This window comes from Psychrobacter sp. LFX-11D (assembly GCF_904846475.1).
Taxonomy (GTDB): domain Bacteria; phylum Pseudomonadota; class Gammaproteobacteria; order Pseudomonadales; family Moraxellaceae; genus Psychrobacter; species Psychrobacter cryohalolentis.
Map to the genome: position 1 here is coordinate 18,969 of NZ_CAJHAV010000011.1, position 21,496 is coordinate 40,464.

Here is a 21,496-nt window from a genome sequence, read left to right on the forward strand (position 1 = left end):
AATGCTCCTTAATATCAATACGTTTTTGACATAATAAAAAGGCTGTTATATCGCATAACAGCCTTTTATTATAAATGTCTTTTGATACTGCTCATTTAACGCTGTAATTTTATACCGTGCGGCGTGTTGCCAAGCTATTTAAGATATTTTTGGCGTCACCCCAGCGCGTTGCTGAGCTATTGGCACCCAAAATTACGATAATAGCAGGACGATTATTGACGCGCGTCTCCATGACAACACAACGCCCTGCTTCATTGATAAAACCTGTCTTTGAGATGCCGATAGGATAGCTGCCATCACGAACTAAGCTGCTGGTGTTATTGGCTTTGTAAGTACGGTTACCACTTGAGAAGTTAGAGACAAAAAAATCATAGCTCTTAGTGGTTGAGAAACGACGAATCACGTCATAGTTACCAGCAGCACGAACCATTTTAACCAAGTCATTTGAGGAAGCTACGTTGCGCTTATCCAGACCAGTTGGGTCACCAAAGAAAGCGGTACTCATACCAAGCTCTTGTGCTTTACGGTTCATCGCACGTATAAAGGCGCTATAGCCACCCGGATAATTACGGGCAAGACTTTTTGCTGCAGGATTTTCTGATTTCATTAATGCCATTAATAGCATCTCAGCACGATTGAGACGATCGCCTGACTTTAGGTTAGAGCTGGCACGCTTTGGACCAACGAAATCTTCTGGATCAAGTGTTAGCTCTTCACGCATATCTAAGCCGGCATCAAGTACCACGATAGCCGTCATTACCTTGGTAATACTGGCCATTGGACGCGCGATATCCGCATCTTTTTGATAAATTGACTCACCGGTTTCTGCATCAATAACCGCGACACTGCGCGAATCAGTGCTGATCGGAATCATATTACTGTTGCCAAAACTACCGCGATACGTGGTGTTGTAGCTATTGGCATTATTATAACTGTTGTTATTACTACTACCAAAACTGGTCGTATTGGTAATACTGGTTGTACCAGAACCGTTATCTATTTTTTTAATCGTAGAGCTGTTGCCAGACCTAGACATGATACTGCGCGCTTCAGACAAGCTATCGGCACCGCCCCAGCTCAAGCGAGCACTAGACTCAGCGCTGGCGCTACCATTAATTGTAAGTGCGGCTTGTGCGACACTGCCCAAACTCAATGAAATCATAGCAGCGATTAATTGCTGTTTGGTTAATGGTAGTTGCTTCATTCTGCCTCCTGCTTACGTGCTGTCATCAGTGACATACTGACTGACGCCAACTACGTACGTAGCGTTTATAGGTGTGTTTGTAGATACTCACATAGAGTTTTTGTATTTTTAGTGTATCATGGTTTACATTTAAGTTTAATGTACTAAATCAATTAGATGGCATTTCAGTGCCACATTCAAATTTTACTACACTTACTTGATGTTACAGCAATATTAGTTAACATTAGCGCAATATAGCATTACATTAACGCTGGTAGACACCTTATTACGTCTCTACTGTCCAAATAAAGCAATTAATATTGGCTTTTTTATGCGTAAATGAGTGTTATTGGTCAAATAGATTGATTAAGATGACTTAAATTTAGCAGTGCACCCTTTATTCTGATAGATAGAAAAGAGTATAACAATGATTCGAGTATTAGTAGTAGATGATCATGATTTGGTGCGGATGGGTATTAGCCGTATGCTGGCAGATAGTGCAGATATCGAAGTCGTCGGTGAGGCAGACAGCGGTGATATGGCGATAAAGATGGCAAAACAGCTGCGTCCTGATGTGATATTACTGGATGTCAATATGCCCAATATCGGCGGTCTGGAAGCAACCAAACGCTTGATTCAGCTGGATATGGGTATCAAAATTTTGGCAGTTAGTAGTATGTCAGCTCAACCTTATCCCTCAATGTTGATTAAAGCAGGCGTCAATGGCTATATTACTAAAGGCACACCGCTTGATGAGATGATACGAGCGGTCAAAAAAATCTATCAAGGTGGACGCTACTTTAGCCAAGACGTCGCTGAACAATTAGCTGACGTACTATTATCTGATAATGCCAATTCCCCTTTTGATTTGCTCAGTGATCGTGAGAAGCAAGTAGCAATGATGGTGGTCAACTGTCAAAGCCCTCAACAAATTGCAGACCAGTTATTTGTCAGTGTGAAGACCATCAATACCTATCGTTATCGTATTTATGAAAAAGTAAATGTCGATAGTGATGTGAAATTGACGCATTTGGCGATTCGCCATGGTCTTATTCAACCCTAATTATCAAGTCCCTCTCATTAAGCACATTAGTTATTAATCCATGAATCCTGCCAAATCTGCCTCCAAGCTTATCGCTGTTATTACTGACTATCTAGAGCAAGATGATATTTTGCCTGTGCCGCAGTTACGCAAACTGGGGATGATTTATAGCAGTTATCGCTTTATCGTCAGCTTGTTTTTTATGCTGATGGTATATATTACGGTTCGCACGGATGGCAGCCCATCATTGCCAAGTTTCTTGCAGCAAACCGTGCTCAGTTTTTACGTTTTGCTGAGTTTAATCTTGCTAGGATTATTTTATACCGTTGGTAAGCATATGCGCCGACAGCTGGCTTTTGGGTTGGCGCTAGATGTCATTATCCTAAGCTTACTGCTCTATACCGCTGGCGCACCTGATTTGCAGCTGACCATGCTATACATGGTGGTGGTAGCAGCAAGCTTTATGTTATTACATGGCTCACAAGCATTAATTATTACTTTGCTTGCCATTATTTTTGTGATTTATCAGCAGTTTTTTTATGCCATTGCCAATAGTATGAGTTTGGCAAATTTAGGCAGTGCCCTACTCATGTCAGCCAGCTTTTTGGCAGTAGGCGGTCTAAGCTGGTCGATATCGCAGCGCTTGGTACAGCTTGAAAAAGTGGCGGTTCGCCATGCCAAAGAAGTCGAGCGTTTAAATAGTATCAATCAAGAAGTCATCTCTCAAATGGTCAATGGTGTCATCGTCATTGATGACAAACAAGTGGTCTTAGCCAACCTTGCGGCTTATCAGCTACTTAGCATCCCAAGCCGTCATGACAATCAGTCAAAACCAGTAGCCGCTTTTGAGCAGCAACTTGGCCAACAACATCTGCAATTGTTTAATGCTTGCTTATCGGTAGCCGCAGGACTAACGCGTACTTTTATTTATGAGCTGCCTGCTGTTGCCAACTCTTCTATCATTGGCAAGCTACGTGTCGATATTATTCCGTTAAAAGACGACAGTAAACTCATTATATTAGAGGATTTACGCCGTGAACAAGCCAGTGCGCAACAATTAAAGCTCGCCTCACTTGGACAGTTGACCGCCAGTATCGCTCATGAAATCAGAAACCCTTTGGCAGCTATTTCGCAAGCTAGCCAGTTGCTAATAGAAGATGTTATAGAAAGCGAGATGGACAATGACAATGCCCTAAGTCCTTTCGCTAATAATGATATAAATAGCCAGATGACTGGCAACCATGAGCTTTATAAAATGATATTTTCGCAAACAAAACGCGTTAATCGCATTATCGAAGACGTATTAAAACTGTCGCGCCAGCAAACGGCCAATCAACAAACCATTATCCTTGCTGATTGGATGCCTGTATTTTTAGACAATTACTTTAAAGGACATGATGTCTTTCTACATGTTCTTACCCAGCCTACCATCTCTTTTGATATTCATCAGTTAGAGCAGGTACTCATCAATTTAATCAATAATGGTTTACGCTATAGTAGTTACGCCCACCCTCATGCCTTTGTGGAAATCGAAATTTATTGTGCCGATAACGATGTTATAATCGATGTTTTGGATGGCGGTACTGGTGTTAATGCAGATGATTTAAGCGCTTTATTTAATCCGTTTTTTACCACCGAACAATCAGGCACAGGGCTTGGGCTATATTTATCACAAGCCTTTTGTGAAGCCAATCAGGCACGCTTACTGTATGTGCCTGAGCATCAAAAAACCTGCTTTAGGCTAATTTTTCCTGCTGTTCATAATGACATCGTTAGTCCAACTTTTATCTAAAGAAAAAAATTACTTCTCAAAAAAAATTGAAAGAAAATGTAAAACAAAAGGCTTTATATTGTTCATTAAAAAATACCTGTAACCAATGCAGTTATTAAGACTGATAAACCCTTAGAGCGTTATTTTATATACTTTTGTAGCACTTGAAAACAATGAGATGATGTATGACAACCACCGCGCTAGTCGTTGATGACGAAGTAGATTTATGCCGTTTGATGCAAATCACCCTGACCAAAATGGGTATCAAAAGTGATGTTGCCTATACATTGTCGCAAGCGAAATCGTACTGGCAAGACAATGACTATGATTTTTGTCTAACCGATTTAAAACTCCCTGATGGTTCAGGATTAGAGTTGGTCAAACATATCAGTGCCAGCTCCAGTAAGCCCATTGCGGTGATTACAGCGCATGGTAGTATGGATTTAGCGATTGAAGCACTAAAGCTTGGAGCTTTTGATTTTGTCAATAAACCGCTTGAGCTACCACGCTTACGGCAATTGGTTGAAAACGCGCTAAAGGTAATACAACAAGATTTGACTGCCAAGTCCACGCCGCAACGTTCACCTGAACAGCAGATGCTTGATGAGCGCCTTATTGGTGATTCGGCGGTAATGCATCCTTTAAAAAACACTATTTTAAAATTGGCTCGCTCACAAGCGCCGGTATTTTTGTCAGGGGCTTCAGGTACAGGTAAAGAAGTCGTTGCGCGGCTCATTCATGACTTAAGCCCCCGGCGTGACGGCAGTTTTGTGCCGGTAAATTGCGGGGCGATACCATCAGAGCTGATGGAATCAGAGTTTTTTGGTCATAAAAAAGGCAGCTTTACAGGTGCCGTTGCGGACAAGCAAGGTCTATTTCAGCAAGCCAATGGCGGTACTTTATTTTTAGATGAAGTGGCAGACTTGCCTTTGGCGATGCAAGTGAAGTTGCTACGGGCCATTCAAGAGAAAACCGTACGCGCGATTGGTGATACCAAAGAAGTACCTGTCGATATTCGTATCTTGTCAGCCACGCATAAAGATTTAAACCAGCTGGTACAGACAGGGTTGTTCCGTCAGGATTTATATTACCGCATTAACGTGATTGAGCTTAAATTACCAACATTGAATGCACGGCGCGATGATATACCAGTGTTAGCCACGCATTTTTTAGCGCTGATTGCTGAAGAGTGGCAGTTGGAGTCGAAGCCTTTATTAACGACAGAGGCTTGCCTGCGTCTACAGCAGCATGATTTTGCGGGTAACGTCCGTGAGCTGCGTAATGTACTTGAACGTGCCGTTACTTTGGCTGAAACCTCAACTATTGATATAAGCCATCTCGGCTTATCTGACTTAGATGCCCATCAACAGGCGCGTATGCCTCAAAAAATCAATGAAAATAACGCATCTGATTCAATAGAAAATATAGATAAAGACGGTAGAGAACCATCATCTATCAAAAGTGTCTCGACGCAGCAAGCAACGGCTAATTTGCACCCTTATCGTACGATGACTCATCACTATGCTGCAGTGAAGCAGCCTTCGATATCCGGTACGATATCTGACTCATCGTCTTCCGCAATAGGAATAGAGCAGCAATCAGTGACAGCAATGGCGGAGAGCGCTGAATCAGTAAACAAGGATACAAATAGTGATAAGACCGATTCTGTAGCCAATCTCGACAGTAGTATTGATGGCAATAATGATATGTTAAACAGTATCGCGATAAAAAGCAGCGTCAGTGGTCAGCTACCAGCACAAGGGTTAGAGCACTATCTCCAAGAGCAAGAAAGACAACTTATTATCACTGCACTTAAGCAAACTGGCTGGAATAAAACCCAAGCCGCTGAACTATTAGGAACCACTTTTCGATCTTTACGCTATCGTATGACCAAACTTGAGATTGCAGAAGATCAAGCTGAATAAAGGGCTTTGATATAGAATTGTGACTAGATTAGAGCTTTACCTTAGATGTTGGTTTTTCAATAACATTCTTTATAACTGTATTGTTTTTAATAATACTGTTTTTAGGATCTGGCTTTTTCTCAGAACGTACAAATCGAATACCTGAAGTAAGCGCTTTCTTTCGTAATAAATCAAGCGCTTGCTGCTCCCACGTGCTTTCACTGCCCGATAGAGCGATATCAGGCTCTACCCCAATACCATCTATCTTTTTACCTGAAGCAGTCATATAGTTGGCAACCGTGAGCTTGACCGCTTGCTCATCGTTAAGCGGTATCACCGATTGTACAGAGCCTTTGCCGTAACTGACCTCACCTAAGACAGTGCCACGCTTTTGCGCTTGCAAGCTACTGGTCAACACTTCTGCCGCTGACGCCGAATAGCGATTTTGCAATACCACTACTGGTAACGCCTCAAGCAATGCTGCACCTCTAGTCGACAATGTACGGGAATCTGCTTGGCGACTCTTTATCTGTACCACATCCGTATCTGTCATAAATAGGCTAGCAACGCTCACAGCGGATGCCAATACGCCACCTGGATTATCACGTAAATCTAGTAGTATTCCTGTGACAGGCTTATCTAAATCGATCAAACTTTGTAGCAGTTTTTCACGGCTATTATTTTGAAATGCTGGTAACCTAACAATGGCCATACCATCTACAAAACGAGTTTCAATAATTTGAGGATGGCTATTATTACGTTGTAAAGTGGTGACATGTTTACGGCGTCCTGCCTTGGACGTCACCACATCTACTTGCGTACCGGCAATGCCTGTCAAAAGCTGCTCGATATCGTTACTTTCTTCATCTTCGCCAAGCTTAAACTCATCGACTTGGTGTAGATAATCGCCAACTGCGATACCCTTTTTATCGGCAGGTGAATCATCAAGTACCTCAGTGATGACCCAATAGCCCAAGGCTGATTGATACTCAACTTTGATGCCAATATCCCCTACATCGCCTTCCGTAAAAGCACGCAGATTCTCATAAGCTTCGGCGTCCAAAAATTCAGCATGGCTATCAAGCTTGGTTAACATACCGCTCATAGCATTATTAAACAGTTCTTCATCATTAACCGTATCGACATATTCACGACGCACCAAATCAATCAAAGCAACAAAGGTCTTCAGCGTTTCAGGAGAAATAGCATTTAATGACACTTGAGCCACTTCTGCAGGAATGTCGGTATTAATAATAGGCGATTCATTGTTAAGCACAGTTTCATCCGCCACACTATCAATTAAATCGTCAGCTTGATCAGCAGATTCAAGCATATCAGCTATATCTGATAGATCATCTGCGCCGTTATCTAATGGTACATTATCAGCATTTAAACTGATGAGTTGTAAGCTTGCCGTACGACTCGCGTTGCGCCCTGCCGCAGTATCTTTGACAGCCGCTTGCGCTGGTATAGCAATCATACTTAAGCCCAGAAAACCCACGATAAGCGTCGGCTTTAAGACATTAGTGTAGCTAGATATCGTACTCATTGACTGCTCGAGTCTTTTAGAGGTCAATGGAAATGTACGACTGATAGGATTGTTAAAATGCATAAAAATCACCTGAAAATTTGTCCAAAGTTAAGCCATCATTATTATAGGATTGTTATATGGTTATTATTGAATAATAGCCCATAAGATAGCATCAAGCACCCTTATAAGAATAGGAGAGTATTGCAAGTAACTTAGGTGAAATGTTAGACAAAATGTAGCAACAAAAAAGGGAGAGCTGATCAATAGCTCTCCCTTTTAATATCAATTTACTTTGAAAGTAATGTAACGCTACTAGTATAAATTTCTAGCGCCTTACTATAATTGGATTATTGAGCGGCAACCAACAGACTTTCGCCTGTCATCTCTTTCGGCGCTTCGATATCCATTAAGGCCAGAATAGTAGGTGCAACATCACTAAGCTTACCGCCGCTACGGACTTGTACTTTTTTCTCACCGACATAAATCAGTGGCACGTGTTCAGTAGTATGCTGAGTATGGACTTGACCACTCTCATAGTCTTGCATCTGCTCACAGTTGCCATGATCTGCTGTAATCAGCATATCGCCGCCTGCCGCACGTACTGCTTCTGCCACGCGCCCAACGCAGATATCTAACGCTTCTACTGCTTGCACCGCAGCATCAAAGATACCAGTATGACCGACCATATCACCATTGGCATAATTGACAACTAGCACGTCATATTTACCAGATTCTATCGCTTCCACCAATCTATCAGTCACTTCAGGCGCGCTCATCTCAGGCTGCAAGTCATAAGTAGCAACATCCGGCGATGGCACTAAGATACGTGTCTCACCTTTATATTCATCTTCACGCCCACCACTAAAGAAGAATGTCACATGCGCATATTTTTCAGTTTCAGCAATACGTAACTGGGTTTTGCCTTTATCTTGCAAATACTCGCCCAGAGTATTGGTCAATGAAGTTGGATAATAAGCGATGCTGGTTTTAGGATTATCTGCTAACACATCAGAATACTTGGTCAACATCACAAATGCCGCAAGTTTTGGCTGCTTATTGCGGGCAAATCCTGAGAACTCATGGTCCGGTAATACGAAAGCTTGCGCAAGCTCACGAGCACGGTCAGCACGGAAATTCATAAAAATAAGGGCATCATTGTCATCAACGGTATAAGGCACTTCGTCACGTCCAATCACGACCGTTGGATTAATGAACTCGTCGGTTTCACGTGCTTTGTAAGCAGCTTGCACTGCACCATCAGCACGAGTTGCTAAACGATCCGCTTTACCTTCAGTGATCAGCTCATAAGCTTTTTGCACGCGATCCCAGCGATTGTCACGATCCATCGCATAGTAACGCCCGATAATACTGGCAATCTGTACACGACCACTCTCATAATGCGCATTCAGCTTTGCGATATGATCACGAAGACGATTGATGTATTTATCAGCAGACTTAGGCGGCGTGTCACGTCCATCTAAAAAGCAATGCACAAAGACGTTTTTGGCACCATGTACCAATGCGGAATGACACATTGCTTCAATATGGTCTTGATGAGAATGGACGCCACCATCTGACAGCAAGCCCATAATATGCACATTGCCGCCCAATGTATTGGCGGCTTTTACTGCATTGACCAAGGCTTCGTTTTTATAAAAATCACGACTGGCAACTTCACTTGAGATACGAGTTGAATCTTGATAAAGCACGCGCCCAGCGCCCAAATTCATATGCCCAACTTCTGAATTACCAAACTGACCATCTGGCAAACCAACATCTTCTCCTGACGCTGATATCAATCCATGCGGATATTGCTCATAAATATTATCTAAATTTGGCATATTAGCGGCAGCAATGGCATTATCTTTATCGTCTTCACGATGCCCAAACCCATCTAATATCATTAATACATGCGGCACTTTCTTATTATTATCACTATCTTGCTGCTTGCTTAATTGTGCCTGATTATCGTCGATAGATTCTGATTGTTGCTGGGTATTGGTCATGGATTACCGCTCCTCAAGTGAATGAACGCCTATAATGCTGTATTAGGATGTCTAAAGTTGTCTATATTAGCACACATCTTGAAATAGCTGAAAAGTGAGCTTCTAAGTCAACAATTGATTACTATATAAATAGATTAGGATTTAATAATAATCTTATGGTAATCATGCTAATTATCAAACTCACGTAGCAATCTGTAAATCGTACTTGCAATCGTTCAAACCATTGGTTAAGATAATTATATTCTGAAGTGTTGGCTAGCAGATGTTTATTCCCTGAGCCGATAATGCTTTACCAGGATGTGGTACCTATTGCTTCATTGTGTATGCCTGCACCGCTTGCGGTGTATCAGGAAACCTGCCGAGGCAGTGACGCATCCGCCCTGAACTTCACGGTTCATGGGTCACCATCTTGCGGCGGCACTTCGGTTGTTATATTCGGTTAGTAGTTTTTTTATTTATAAGCACTATATTTATAAACAATGAATTACAGCTACTAAAAAGCCCCTTTTGTCATTGACGAAAGGGGCTTTTTCTATGCTTTTCTATTAATTCAACTATTCGTCATTAGCAGATTTAGTGATTTTTTTCACATCTTTAGGAATGGTTTTTGCTGTCCCATCAATCGTTGTATGCTGCTTAAACACATCACCAAACGGGTTTTGCTGTTGACCAAACGGGTTCTGATTATTCATACCACCTGCGCCGCCAAACGGGTTTTGACCACCCATGCCGCCAGCACCACCGAATGGGTTTTGTCCGCCGCCCATTTGTCCACCCATCTGCTTGGCCATCATCTCCATCATTTTTTGTTGATTGTTCATGACGTAATTATTGGCAAAGTCTTTAAGCTTTTTCTGCACGGGTGGCAAGATAACCAGCAAGGCTAGCAAGTCACTAAGCACACCGGGAATGAGTAGCAAAATACCAGCCGCTGCCATAGCCACACTTTTGATCATGGTTGACTCTTGCGGACGCATCGACGGATTCATCATACCGCCTGCTTTCATCTGCTGGGCCATTGGGTTGAGAGCTGCCATGCCTTTACGCAGGAGCGAAATACCGATGACGGCGGCGATAATAAACCAAATAAACACCAACCAGCCACTCGTAAATTGAGCAAGCAAATACCAAAGCAGCATCTCGATAATAAACCATACGATGGCAATACCAACTATCTGACCCATAAAGTGTCGTCCTATAAAATAAAAACCAATAAATTGAGCGCCATGCAAATTAAAATGGCTAACATATGATGTATATGGGGATTGATTGCTATACTATCAAACTTACGGCTAATTTTTAAGCCATAAAACAAAATGTAAGTAAGACGGAACACTATGGCAATTATTATTGGGATTGATCCAGGTTCACGCATGACTGGCTATGGCATCCTTCAACAAACGGGCGATAAGCTCACCTATATTGATTCAGGCACCATTCGTACAGATACTAAAGAGATGCCTGAACGCCTAAAACGTATTTTTAATGGCTTGACGCGTATTACTCAGCATCATCTAAAATATGCAGATGAGCCTATTTATACGGCAATTGAACAAGTATTTATGGCAGAAAACCCTGATTCAGCGCTTAAGCTTGGGCAAGCACGTGGCGCAGCCATTGCAGCGATGGTAGCCCTGGATTTGGAAGTTTCAGAATATACTGCACGCCAAATCAAACAAGCCGTTTGCGGCTATGGCGCAGCAGCAAAAGAGCAAGTACAAGAAATGGTGTGCCGGATACTGACTCTGGATTTTGTACCACAACAAGATGCGGCAGACGGTCTTGCCTGCGCCATCTGTCATGCGCACTCAAGCCATTCAATGAACAAATTGATATTAAATAGTGCCATGCGCGGGCGCGGTGCGTCTAAGAAAAAGGGACGCTGGCGTTTAACTGAAGAAGATTTAGGCAATTTGCGTTAAAAAGCTCATTAAATAAGGACAAAAAACACGCACCTTTTCGGACGCGTGTTTTTTATGACTTATCTAATACCACTATTGAACATCGGTAGTTAATTATAACCAATCAGCCTTACTCTACTACTGAGCTTTCAATAACAGCGTCCAATACATAGGCATACTCTTCACCTTCTGATACCTTATCGCTGTCTAATTGGTAACGTTGTAGGCGTAGCACTTCATCATGCTTACCATCATGCTCATAGCCGTCAATCTCACCATTAAATGCAGACCACTTGCCTTCACTGACTTTAATACCTTGATCATTATAATTGACTGGTTTTACTTGCAAACACATCTCTAAGCTATTATTAGAGCACACTGTTTCATTAGCATTTACGGCCCAAAATACAGTCTCACCTTTACTATTGTACTTGGCTTGTGACGTCAACCTACCTTTCCAAGTCAAAGTGACCGCATTGCTGGTCACTTGCGTTAGGACTGGGTTATCACCCTCAGTGACACTGAGCTCACTAGTACCCTGCATCAAGGTATCTAAACGATTTTCTGCCTTGTTTAGATTTTCGCATAGCATTTTAGTACTCATACTGTCTTCTGTCGTTAACGTATGACCTTGCAACTCATAACCTGCACTCATAGTGTTACAGCCTACACCATAATTCAGGGTGTTATGACCTTGGTTTTGTTTAAACGACAGCATTACTTGGTTCTTAATATCTACAAGCGTCGTTATGACAGGTCCACCACTTTTATCATCGATATCAAGTAATGTCCAACGATAACGCGCAAGATTTTCAATCATTTGTTCTTCAGCACTCATCTCGCTTGCCTTAGCTAACGTGGCATTATTATTCACTATATCAGCATCTGCAGTGCTAACATTGGTATAAGCTGACTCGATATTTGCATCCGTTGGAACAGAAGCATCTTGGCAGGCACTTAATGCCAGACTTATCGCTAGCATACTTGGCAATAGGGCGGATTTAAAAGATAGTGTCATGAAGATCATACCTTGCAGTTATACTTTTTAATTCAACTTTTTGACCCATTTAATCTACAAAATCTGACTGTCACAATTATAAGATGGATATCAGTCAAATTATTCAAAGGGCTTTTAAAAAGATGCTTATAAAAGGGTGATAATCTGACCACTATAGCGCTCATAAGTGATATGGGTGTAACGAAGTGTTTAATTTTATAGATTCATAGTAAATTTCACATATATGCTGATCCTATTTTTAATGTTAACCATAGCAAAACAGCCCTGCGTCGTTAGGAATTATCCTCGTTACGCAAAGCTGTTGCTGCTTATCATTACATTTTTAAAAAATTTACTACTTTAATTTTCTTCATGAACAGGTTTGGCTTTTGCCATATTTTTGATGCTAAAACGCTCGTTCATCATTTGGTAAAAACGGGCAAGATTGTCGCCTTGTTCATTGGGATTGACTTGAAGGACTTTGCCAAAATCTAAACCCAAATACAGCACAATATCAGCAAAGCTCAGCTGGTCACCGACCAGATACTCATGACCCTCCAACAGGGTTTCAAAATATGCTAATGCTTTGACAGCACGTGCGATAGATGGCGCGACAAACTCTGGTACTTGCTCAACACGCTGGGCTTTTGATGGGTGGCTATGCTGAAAGGCGAGCATAAAGTTGTATAGCACCTCAAATTCGGCGATACGGCGCATAGAGCATACTTGCGCACGCTGTACCACATCATTGCCCATCACCGAGCGCTCACCATAAACACGGTCGAGATATTCGCACACTGCCTGCGAGTCATTGAGTACAGTACCATCATCTAATGTCAAAACAGGTACGGTTTGCATAGGATTTATTTTGGTAAATGCCTCTGACATTTGCTCGTTGGCAGCAAAATCGATATCAATCACATCGAGGTCATCCATATCATCAATATCGATACCTTTTGATGCTAGCAAAATAAGTGCTTTCCGTGGATTAGGTGCTGTACGGGTGACATATAATTTTTTCATAAAAACTCCTTGTAAGGTGGGCTTAAAAGCGACTTAGCGCTGCTATACTTTATTATGATTGTTATGTCATCAAGTATCAAATGCACTACTAACTCAAGTATTAACGATAACGATTCATCTCTAAATCATGCATACTTGATTTAATAGTTATAGCGTACTCTGTTCATCATAGCAAAGCCTTATTTAGCTGATGTTTCTGATGTTAAGCTGAATAACAGAAAGCCCCACAATTTTGCATTATGGGGCTTTTTAAATCATCTCTTCATCAAGCTCACATGCTCCAACTTATTATTTATTAGGTGCAGGAGTAGTACGTAAATACGGCTTGATTTCTGTGTGACCTTTTGGATATTTGGCAGCGATATCTTCGTTTTTAACACTTGGCGGAATGATAACGTCATCACCATCTTTCCAGTCTACTGGCGTTGCGATATTGTACTCATCAGACAATTGCAGTGCGTCAATCACGCGAAGGATCTCGTCAAAGTTACGACCACAGCTAGCAGGATAAGTCAGTGTTAGTCGAATCTTTTTGCTTGGGTCAATAATAAAGACGCTACGTACGGTATGCGTACTGTCTGCATTTGGATGCATCATGTCATACAGCTCAGCCACTTCTTTATTAGGATCAGCGATGATTGGGAAGTTCAGTTCAGTACCTTGAGTTTCACCGATATCTTTTGCCCAGGCATGATGGTCATCGATACCGTCAACAGAGATACAAATTGGCTTCACGCCGCGCTTTTGAAATTCGCCATTTAGCGCAGCAGCACGACCAAGCTCAGTGGTACATACTGGGGTGAAATCGGCTGGATGTGAGAAGAAAACCACCCAGTTATCGCCCGCCCACTCATGAAAATTGATATCACCTTCAGTAGTGGTTGCATCAAAATTTGGTGCGGTATCGCCTAAACGTAAATGTGCCATGCTTGATTCCTTATTTATGATTGTGACGAGCGCTATTATCGAATGCTATCTACGCGCGCTCTTATTATCAACGACATACTCAGCGGTTAAAATATCTACCAAGCATCTCAACAAAAAAACTGACTTTATCTTAACAAACTGGTTATGAATGTCTTGTGACGGATTGTAATGCGGTTATTCCTTTTATTACTAATACGAATGTAGCAAAATTATTCTTTGAAAACAAAGTAATGAGCTAAAAAGTGAGAAGTTAAGTTGACTTTTATATCACCATCCCTGAATCCCACAGACAAAACTCACCAAACTTTCCACGCTTACTTGTACCACCTGCGGCACGCCCAGCATCTGTTAATAACAACTCTCCTTCTTGCTCTTGTAAATATCCTGCTGTCAGTAATTTATCGTTTAACTCTTGAGTTTTAAAGCCCAGCTCTTTGGCAAGCTTTGCCGTCGTTAATTTAGAGTAATTAGGCGTTGCTACTTCTGTAGGTTTAGCAGAATTAGTTTCAGTAGGGACTTGAGAAGCACTCTCAGAACTAAGGTTGTTATCAACACTATTACTAGGCTCAATTATTTTTTCAAGTGACATTCTGACTTCATCACTGATACGAATGATGCGCTGGGCTTCTTCATAAGTATCGGCATAGAGTTTCGCATCTTCATTACGGTAAATCAGCACGCCCATTTCATTATTATTTACTTGGCTGAATTCATAAAGGTTTAAGCTCGTAATAATGCACTCATTTTCGTTCAGGTAACACTTTGCATGCAAGTTTTTACAAAAGCTGGTGCGAATAAAAGTCAGATTTTTGAGCCAGTTTATTTCTTCAGGGTGCAAATCATTTTTACCATAAACGATACGGATATCAATTTTGAGACGATTACGATCTTCTAACAGCTCTTTAATACGCTCATTCAGCTTTAGATAGGGGCTAATAATAATCAATCTATCAGACGCATTTTTAATCAACTCTTCTAAATGATAAGTTGTACCACTGCTGTTTAAAAATTTTGCCATTTCAATACCCTCACCATCTATGATTAAAATTTATACTTATTCACAAAAAAGCCCATCCCTAGCGTACTAGAAATGGGCAACATTGCAAACCACTATTGTTCAGTATTTTCTTACAATAAATATGAACTGCGCTAATGATAAATTAAGCGGGTTTATAACTATCACGTAAGCTGACGATTTGGTTAAAGACAGGCTTATCACTGCTATGATCTTCGCTATCAGAGATAAAATACCCTTCACGCTCAAACTGGAAGCGCGTGCCAGCGTCTGCATTGACCAATGATGGCTCAACTACAGCATTTAGCTCAGTCAATGAGTTAGGATTCAAGGCTTGATGGACGTCAGCGACGCCACTTGGGTCTTCAACACTAAATAGCTGCTCATACATGCGCACCGTTGCTGGAACGCCTTGGCTAGCCGATACCCAATGAATCACACCTTTAACCTTACGACCTTCAGGATTGTTGCCCAAAGTCACCGGATCAATCGTTGCTTTAAGCTCAATCACGTTACCGCTATCATCTAAAATATGCTCCGTCACGGCCAATACATAGGTATTACGCAGACGAATCTCATTCTTCTCTGGTGATAAACGCTTATAACCTGCTGGCGGCTCAATTTCATAATCGCCTTGGTCAATATAAATGGTCTCAGTAAATGGAATTTCACGTTCACCCATATCGACATTGGGATGATTGGGCTGAGTTAGCCATAAAGTCTGCGAGTCATCGTCAAAACGAGCTTGAACGGTGTCAGCCTTTTGCAACTCCCAACTGCTAACAGCATCGCTAAAGTTGGTAATGGTCACTTTTAATGGTTTAAGCACTGCCATGCCACGTGCAGTCGTCGTCTCTAGTGACTGACGAATACTAAATTCTAATAAGCGAAAGTCTACAACACTGTCTACTTTGGTCACGCCAACACGCTCACAGAAATCGCGCAAACCTTGTGGTGTATACCCACGGCGACGCATGCCAGCAATCGTCGGCATACGTGGATCATCCCAACCGCTAACGATATTTTCATCAACCAGCTGCTTTAATTTGCGTTTACTGGTTAATGTATGGTCGACATTTAGACGAGAGAACTCATACTGATGCGGCGGTTGCTCAAAGCCAACTTTTTCTATTGCCCAGTCATAAAATGGACGATGGTCTTCAAACTCTAACGTACATAATGAATGGGTAATGCCTTCGAGCGCATCAGATAATGGATGAGCAAAGTCATACATCGGATAAATGCACCATTTATCCCCCGTTTGGTGATGTGCTTGATGCATAATTCGATAGATAACAGGATCACGCATATTCATATTAGGGCTTGCCATATCAATCTTGGCACGTAGCACTGCTGTACCTTCAGCATATTTGCCCTCTTTCATATCATCAAAGAGTTGCAAATTTTCTTCAACACTGGCATTACGATGTGGGGACGCCGTCCCTGCTTCATTAAATGAGCCACGATTTTCTTTAATTTGCTCAGGCGATTGCAAATCTACATAAGCATCGCCTTGCTTGATCAGCTGAATCGCCCAAGCATGAAGTTGGTCGAAATATCCTGAAGCATGGTACGCCTCTCCTGCCCACTCAAAGCCCAACCATTTTACATCATTCTCGATGTTATCAATGAAGTCTTGCTTTTCTGCGGTTGGGTTGGTGTCATCAAAGCGCAGGTTGCAGATACCGCCAAACTCCTCAGCCACACCAAAGTTTAGACAGATGGACTTTACGTGTCCCAAGTGCAAGTAACCATTTGGCTCAGGTGGGAAACGAGTGACGATTTTCTGGTATTTTTGCGCATTAACATCATCACGAATAATATTACGAATAAAGTCGTTTTTGTGTTCGTCTTTTTGTGCATTATTGCTTGAGTGCTCACTCATCGGGCATTGCTCCTAACGCAAATGGTCAATTCATGCGACGTGCCATCACGCCTCATGGAAAATTCAAAATATTTGATAAAGTAAAACGATATCGTAAAACAAGCCTCAGCCATTAAATTTAAGCCAATTTACAAAAATTTGGGTTATAAAAACAGTGTGTTATAAACACCAAGCTATGATGACTTTTTGTCAAAATCGTTTAGAAATGGGTAAAGTTGCGTTATTCTATCAGCTTTTGCAAACGCATTAACAGCCTGATACATGACACGGGATAAAAAAGCCGTTAGACTAGCCATAACTTTTTATCCACCAAATTTTCATCCACCACTTAACAGCGTCATTTTAGGCGCTGCAATAAAGAGGAATATCCTATGGTAGACATGCCACCAGTAGTAGAACTTGACACCAGTATGGGTGCGATCGTTATCGAACTCAATGAAGAAAAAGCACCAAAAACCGTTGAAAACTTTTTAAACTATGTAAAATCTGGTCATTATGATGGCACGATTTTCCATCGCATTATTGACGGCTTTATGATTCAAGGCGGTGGAATGGACGCTGACATGAATGAAAAAGCCACCAACAAGCCAGTAGAAAACGAAGCAGACAACGGTCTAAAGAACGACGCTGGCACGATTGCTATGGCGCGTACTCAAGATCCACATTCAGCGACTAGCCAATTTTTTGTCAACGTAAAAGACAACGATTTTTTAAATCATTCTGGCAAAAACATGCAAGGTTGGGGTTATACCGTATTTGGTAAAGTAACAAGCGGTATGGACGTCATCGAAAAAATGCGCGGCGTCCCAACTGGTCGTTTCGGTATGCATGCTGATGTACCAAAAGAGCCAGTGGTTATCAATTCAGCCACCATCATCACTCAGTAATCATTCTTCAATAGTTATTACTTAGTAGCGATGAATCAGTGAAAGCTTATGAGTCGTTACTGTTTAAAGTTATGAGGATAAGGATAAATGCAAAGTTTCAGCCATCTAATTACCACCCGCCCTCATGAGGTGCGACAAGTATTGATTAGCGATTTGCATTTATCGCCTGAAGAGCCTGCCTTAGTGCAGGTTTTTTTGGCGCTGCTTGATGATTGCCTTGCCTTACCTGCCCTTAAACGTCTATTTATATTAGGTGACTGGTTTGAAGTCTGGCTTGGGGATGATTTTTATTTGTCTTTATCCGAAGAGGAACGACAAAAACATTGGCTCACACCACTTATCATTAAGTTAAAAAAACTGCGCATAGCTGGCTGCGAGATTTTGGTCATGCATGGCAACCGCGATTTTTTGTTAGGGCAGCCTTTTTGTAATGTATTCGGTGGCGAGCTTATTTATGAGCCGTATACCTTAACCGTTGGACAGCAAAACTATCGCTTAGAACATGGCGATGCACTATGCGTTGATGATAAAAAGTATCAGTTTTTTCGTAAAGTAATGCGTAATAGTTTGACGCAGTGGTATTTGCTCAATAAATCGTTAGAGAAACGCTTGGCAATCGCCGATAATATGCGGCAAAAAAGTCAGCAAAATAATGCCAATAAAGCGGCGCATATCATGGATGTTAATGAAGCAGCAGTGAATAAAGCTATTTATCGCTTTGACGCCCTACTACATGGCCATACCCATCGTCCTGAAATCCACCAAAGTAATGAGGGCAAAACTCGCTATGTACTTGGTGATTGGCGACTGTTAAATAAGGACAAGCGCCAGCAAAAAGTGAGTGCCGTGATTGGTGCAATTACAGCAAGCGTAGATGAAGGTATTATTGCTGAGAGTGCAGAGTTTAACTTATATGAATTTAACATTACTATTTAAATACCTAAACATCAAAACTGCTGCTGTTATCCTTATACAATGAAAAACTCCGTTATAAAACGGAGTTTTTTTTATTTATTAACATCGTTATTTTTAAACAACCTTTGAAAACAACGATTATCCAAAAATAGTGATTTCAACCTATCTCACCACCCCGCCAATGAAGACGCGCTACGCTGAGTAATAAAACCATCTGGCGTTTGACCATTGGCTGCTTGCCAGCGCTGGAACGCATTGCGAGTATTGGTACCTACGATACCATCAGAGCCTTTTGTATCGTAGCCTGAGCTTGTCAAACGCTGTTGTAAATTGCGTACTTGCGACGTTGATAACGGACGCTCATAACGTGGCCATGACTTTTGTAAACCACCTTGTCCAATCAGCGCTTTACCCAATAAGCTAACACCAAGGGCATAGCTTGATGAATTGTTATAGACTTTTATGACATCAAAATTTGGACTGAGTAGCAGTACTGGACCGTCTTTACCCGCTGGCAGCCACAACTCCATTTGAGTGTTACCATCTAAGGACACATCGGCTATGGTATCGACGCCCATTGACGCCCATCTAGCAGCAGGCTGCTTAGTACCAACCAGTGTGTAATCAAATGATGACGGAATGGTTGCTTCATAGAACGGTGCCAAACCACGTACCCAACCTGAATTGCTCAGATAATTAGCAGTAGACGCCAAGGCGTCGCCCGTCGACCATGGATTGCGATGTCCATTACCATCACCGTCAACCCCATGCTTAAGCCACGTATCAGGGATAAACTGCGTCTGCCCCATACCGCCTGCCCAAGAGCCATCGAGCTGTGACCAAGACACATCGCCGCGCTGTAATAGTGTTGCTAGTGATAATAGCTGAGTTTCGGCAAATTCTTGACGGCGCCCATCATAAGCAAGGCTAGCTAGCGAGCTTGGAATACTACTATTGCCCGTTACTACGCCGTATGACGACTCCATGCCCCAAATCGCTGCAATGATTTCTGCATTGACGCCATACTGCGACTGTAACTGCGATAAATACGTGCGTTGCTCAGCGAACTTACGCTTACCAGTACTGACGCGACCATCTGATACCGCAGAATCGACATACTCCCATGGCATTTTTGAAAACTCTGGCTGTCCTGAATCAAGCGAGATGACTTGTTGATTTAAGTAAGCAGAATCGAGCAGACGACGAACCGTAGCAGCATCATGACCTGATGAAATGGCACGCATAGAAAAATCAGACTTCCAATCAGAAAAACTATTGTAGCTTGGCTTTGCGGGTGTTGGTTTAATGACCGGTGCTGGAGTCGGCTTCACTTGAATGGTTTGAGTCTGGGTAATTTGCACATTACCTTGACGAACTGGCTTATTAGGTTGCTGCATCGCCTGCTGACTGGTACAGCCAACCATCACTAAGGCAGGGAAAAAGGCAAGGTAGTGTTTATTTAATCGCATAAGAAGTCTCAAGTATCCGTAAGTAAGGTGCAATGTGGCTTAGATAATTCCATTTAATCGCCAAACAATAAGAAATTTAACGCCCTAGTACCGCTCGTGGATCAATAGGGTTGCCATTTAAGCGTACTTGAAATTCCAAACCCACTTGATTGGTCTGACCACTATTACCCATATTTGCGATACGTTGACCGCGTTGGACGCTATCGCCTTCTTTAACCAATAGCTGACTGTTATGGGCATAAGCAGTGATATAGTTGTCACTATGACGAATCATAATCAAGTTGCCATACTCTGGCAGACCGTTGCCCGAATAAAGAACCGTACCTGATTGACTTGCTTGCACTGGATCACCTACGTTACCAGCAAACCACATGCCCATCGTGCTAGATGCTGCATCGAAATTACGGGTTATTTGATTGCGAGTCGGATACTCATAGCCTGACGTTGCATTGGCAGTCACTTCATAGACGGGCGGTTGTGAATAGTTAGGCGTGCTGGTCACAGGCGGTGTATAGGTTGGCTGTGTAGGTGTAGAGTTATTGTTCGAAGCATTGTAGCGATTACTATTATTAGCGCTTGCTGGCTCACCTTGCCACAGTTTGAGCCACTGACCACTATAAATGGTGTATTTACTGTCTAGGCCATTCAGTGAACCAATTTGACGGTAATTGAGATTATAGCGCGCCGCCACTTGACTGACCGTATCGCCGCGCTGCACCCGATGATAGTTAGGAACCCCTTGATTATTGGTAATAATCTTCGGTCCCGCTTGGTTGGCTGATTGGTAAGTGGGTTTGGTAGCACAGCCTACCATCGTTACTGTGGCAGCAGCCATCGTGCCCAGCAATGCCACTGTGATAAATCGCGATCCAGCAATAAGCTTCTTCATACAAGATTTCCTATTCTTTATGTTACGTACAAACTCCTTGTGTGACTCACAAGCATTTTGCTAACTGTTATACCGTTTAATGTCTCAGATATCATCATTAATCATTGGATAATAAATGAGTTTTCTAATGTCTTGCTACTTATCATAGCGC

Annotated in this window: 17 protein-coding genes and 1 other RNA gene; 7 read left to right on the plus strand and 11 right to left on the minus strand. The window is 42.1% G+C overall.

Annotated elements, in window-relative coordinates; translation table 11 throughout:
• Positions 1-109: 109 nt before the first annotated feature.
• Complete coding sequence (locus JMX75_RS09110) at positions 110-1,204, minus strand: serine hydrolase (RefSeq protein ID WP_011513028.1); 1,095 nt, start codon at positions 1,202-1,204, stop codon at positions 110-112.
• A gap of 406 nt (positions 1,205-1,610) precedes the next feature.
• Here JMX75_RS09110 and JMX75_RS09115 point away from each other — a divergent pair, with 406 nt between their 5' ends.
• The 3 genes from JMX75_RS09115 to JMX75_RS13090 all read left to right on the plus strand — a co-directional run bounded on the left by JMX75_RS09115 (position 1,611) and on the right by JMX75_RS13090 (position 5,921).
• Positions 1,611-2,246: a response regulator gene (locus tag JMX75_RS09115; RefSeq protein ID WP_011513027.1), complete on the plus strand. Its 636-nt coding sequence runs from the start codon at positions 1,611-1,613 to the stop codon at positions 2,244-2,246.
• Between the two features lie 40 nt (positions 2,247-2,286).
• Positions 2,287-4,017 carry a sensor histidine kinase gene (locus JMX75_RS09120; protein ID WP_011513026.1) on the plus strand — a complete coding sequence of 577 codons (1,731 nt, stop codon included), beginning with the start codon at positions 2,287-2,289 and terminating at the stop codon, positions 4,015-4,017.
• Positions 4,018-4,181: 164 nt separating this feature from the next.
• Positions 4,182-5,921: a sigma 54-interacting transcriptional regulator gene (locus JMX75_RS13090; protein ID WP_201532087.1), complete on the plus strand. Its 1,740-nt coding sequence runs from the start codon at positions 4,182-4,184 to the stop codon at positions 5,919-5,921.
• A gap of 28 nt (positions 5,922-5,949) precedes the next feature.
• On the opposite strand, the gene JMX75_RS09130 is transcribed toward JMX75_RS13090, so the two are convergent.
• Together JMX75_RS09130 and gpmI are read right to left on the minus strand one after the other, a co-directional pair.
• A complete protein-coding gene (locus tag JMX75_RS09130) occupies positions 5,950-7,512 on the minus strand; it encodes a S41 family peptidase (protein ID WP_201532088.1) in 1,563 nt (520 codons plus the stop codon).
• A gap of 266 nt (positions 7,513-7,778) precedes the next feature.
• Positions 7,779-9,437 carry a 2,3-bisphosphoglycerate-independent phosphoglycerate mutase gene (gene gpmI, locus JMX75_RS09135; RefSeq protein WP_201532089.1) on the minus strand — a complete coding sequence of 553 codons (1,659 nt, stop codon included), beginning with the start codon at positions 9,435-9,437 and terminating at the stop codon, positions 7,779-7,781.
• Between the two features lie 237 nt (positions 9,438-9,674).
• Between gpmI and ssrS the strand changes: the two genes are divergently transcribed.
• Positions 9,675-9,870: non-coding RNA, 6S RNA (gene ssrS / locus JMX75_RS09140), on the plus strand.
• Between the two features lie 121 nt (positions 9,871-9,991).
• Here ssrS and JMX75_RS09145 read toward each other — a convergent pair.
• The gene (locus JMX75_RS09145) at positions 9,992-10,621 is read right to left on the minus strand and encodes an FxsA family protein (protein ID WP_020442939.1); all 630 of its coding nucleotides are present in this window, start codon (positions 10,619-10,621) and stop codon (positions 9,992-9,994) included.
• A 153-nt stretch (positions 10,622-10,774) separates the two neighbouring features.
• On the opposite strand from JMX75_RS09145, the gene ruvC reads away from it, so the two are divergent.
• A complete protein-coding gene (gene ruvC, locus JMX75_RS09150) occupies positions 10,775-11,359 on the plus strand; it encodes a crossover junction endodeoxyribonuclease RuvC (protein WP_011513021.1) in 585 nt (194 codons plus the stop codon).
• Positions 11,360-11,468: 109 nt separating this feature from the next.
• Here ruvC and JMX75_RS09155 read toward each other — a convergent pair whose 3' ends face one another.
• The 5 genes from JMX75_RS09155 to JMX75_RS09175 form a co-directional block, all read right to left on the minus strand.
• Entirely contained in the window at positions 11,469-12,356 is an 888-nt protein-coding gene (locus tag JMX75_RS09155) for an META domain-containing protein (protein WP_201532090.1), read from the minus strand.
• 339 nt (positions 12,357-12,695) lie between these two features.
• On the minus strand, positions 12,696-13,358 hold the full coding sequence (locus JMX75_RS09160) for a glutathione S-transferase family protein (RefSeq protein WP_201532091.1): 663 nt from the start codon (positions 13,356-13,358) through the stop codon (positions 12,696-12,698).
• 288 nt (positions 13,359-13,646) lie between these two features.
• Positions 13,647-14,285: a peroxiredoxin gene (locus JMX75_RS09165; protein WP_011513017.1), complete on the minus strand. Its 639-nt coding sequence runs from the start codon at positions 14,283-14,285 to the stop codon at positions 13,647-13,649.
• A 262-nt stretch (positions 14,286-14,547) separates the two neighbouring features.
• Positions 14,548-15,303 (minus strand): phospholipase D family protein, encoded by a 756-nt coding sequence (locus JMX75_RS09170; protein WP_201532092.1) that lies wholly within the window; start codon positions 15,301-15,303, stop codon positions 14,548-14,550.
• A gap of 142 nt (positions 15,304-15,445) precedes the next feature.
• Positions 15,446-17,185: a glutamine--tRNA ligase/YqeY domain fusion protein gene (locus tag JMX75_RS09175; RefSeq protein ID WP_201532093.1), complete on the minus strand. Its 1,740-nt coding sequence runs from the start codon at positions 17,183-17,185 to the stop codon at positions 15,446-15,448.
• Positions 17,186-17,556: 371 nt separating this feature from the next.
• Between JMX75_RS09175 and JMX75_RS09180 the strand changes: the two genes are divergently transcribed.
• Both JMX75_RS09180 and JMX75_RS09185 read left to right on the plus strand, forming a co-directional pair.
• Positions 17,557-18,072 (plus strand): peptidylprolyl isomerase, encoded by a 516-nt coding sequence (locus JMX75_RS09180; RefSeq protein WP_020442935.1) that lies wholly within the window; start codon positions 17,557-17,559, stop codon positions 18,070-18,072.
• A gap of 87 nt (positions 18,073-18,159) precedes the next feature.
• On the plus strand, positions 18,160-19,008 hold the full coding sequence (locus JMX75_RS09185; RefSeq protein WP_201532094.1) for a UDP-2,3-diacylglucosamine diphosphatase: 849 nt from the start codon (positions 18,160-18,162) through the stop codon (positions 19,006-19,008).
• A gap of 146 nt (positions 19,009-19,154) precedes the next feature.
• Here JMX75_RS09185 and JMX75_RS09190 read toward each other — a convergent pair whose 3' ends face one another.
• Both JMX75_RS09190 and JMX75_RS09195 read right to left on the minus strand, forming a co-directional pair.
• Positions 19,155-20,456 (minus strand): lytic murein transglycosylase, encoded by a 1,302-nt coding sequence (locus JMX75_RS09190; protein ID WP_011513012.1) that lies wholly within the window; start codon positions 20,454-20,456, stop codon positions 19,155-19,157.
• Between the two features lie 76 nt (positions 20,457-20,532).
• Complete coding sequence (locus JMX75_RS09195; protein ID WP_201532095.1) at positions 20,533-21,345, minus strand: M23 family metallopeptidase; 813 nt, start codon at positions 21,343-21,345, stop codon at positions 20,533-20,535.
• Positions 21,346-21,496: the final 151 nt, after the last annotated feature.

Coding starts and splice junctions, on each gene's coding strand:
- JMX75_RS09110 (WP_011513028.1), bottom strand. CDS start 1,204: ATGAAGCAACTACCATTAACCAAACAGCAATTAATCGCTGCTATGATT.
- JMX75_RS09115 (WP_011513027.1), top strand. CDS start 1,611: ATGATTCGAGTATTAGTAGTAGATGATCATGATTTGGTGCGGATGGGT.
- JMX75_RS09120 (WP_011513026.1), top strand. CDS start 2,287: ATGAATCCTGCCAAATCTGCCTCCAAGCTTATCGCTGTTATTACTGAC.
- JMX75_RS13090 (WP_201532087.1), top strand. CDS start 4,182: ATGACAACCACCGCGCTAGTCGTTGATGACGAAGTAGATTTATGCCGT.
- JMX75_RS09130 (WP_201532088.1), bottom strand. CDS start 7,512: ATGCATTTTAACAATCCTATCAGTCGTACATTTCCATTGACCTCTAAA.
- gpmI (WP_201532089.1), bottom strand. CDS start 9,437: ATGACCAATACCCAGCAACAATCAGAATCTATCGACGATAATCAGGCA.
- JMX75_RS09145 (WP_020442939.1), bottom strand. CDS start 10,621: ATGGGTCAGATAGTTGGTATTGCCATCGTATGGTTTATTATCGAGATG.
- ruvC (WP_011513021.1), top strand. CDS start 10,775: ATGGCAATTATTATTGGGATTGATCCAGGTTCACGCATGACTGGCTAT.
- JMX75_RS09155 (WP_201532090.1), bottom strand. CDS start 12,356: ATGACACTATCTTTTAAATCCGCCCTATTGCCAAGTATGCTAGCGATA.
- JMX75_RS09160 (WP_201532091.1), bottom strand. CDS start 13,358: ATGAAAAAATTATATGTCACCCGTACAGCACCTAATCCACGGAAAGCA.
- JMX75_RS09165 (WP_011513017.1), bottom strand. CDS start 14,285: ATGGCACATTTACGTTTAGGCGATACCGCACCAAATTTTGATGCAACC.
- JMX75_RS09170 (WP_201532092.1), bottom strand. CDS start 15,303: ATGGCAAAATTTTTAAACAGCAGTGGTACAACTTATCATTTAGAAGAG.
- JMX75_RS09175 (WP_201532093.1), bottom strand. CDS start 17,185: ATGAGTGAGCACTCAAGCAATAATGCACAAAAAGACGAACACAAAAAC.
- JMX75_RS09180 (WP_020442935.1), top strand. CDS start 17,557: ATGGTAGACATGCCACCAGTAGTAGAACTTGACACCAGTATGGGTGCG.
- JMX75_RS09185 (WP_201532094.1), top strand. CDS start 18,160: ATGCAAAGTTTCAGCCATCTAATTACCACCCGCCCTCATGAGGTGCGA.
- JMX75_RS09190 (WP_011513012.1), bottom strand. CDS start 20,456: ATGCGATTAAATAAACACTACCTTGCCTTTTTCCCTGCCTTAGTGATG.
- JMX75_RS09195 (WP_201532095.1), bottom strand. CDS start 21,345: ATGAAGAAGCTTATTGCTGGATCGCGATTTATCACAGTGGCATTGCTG.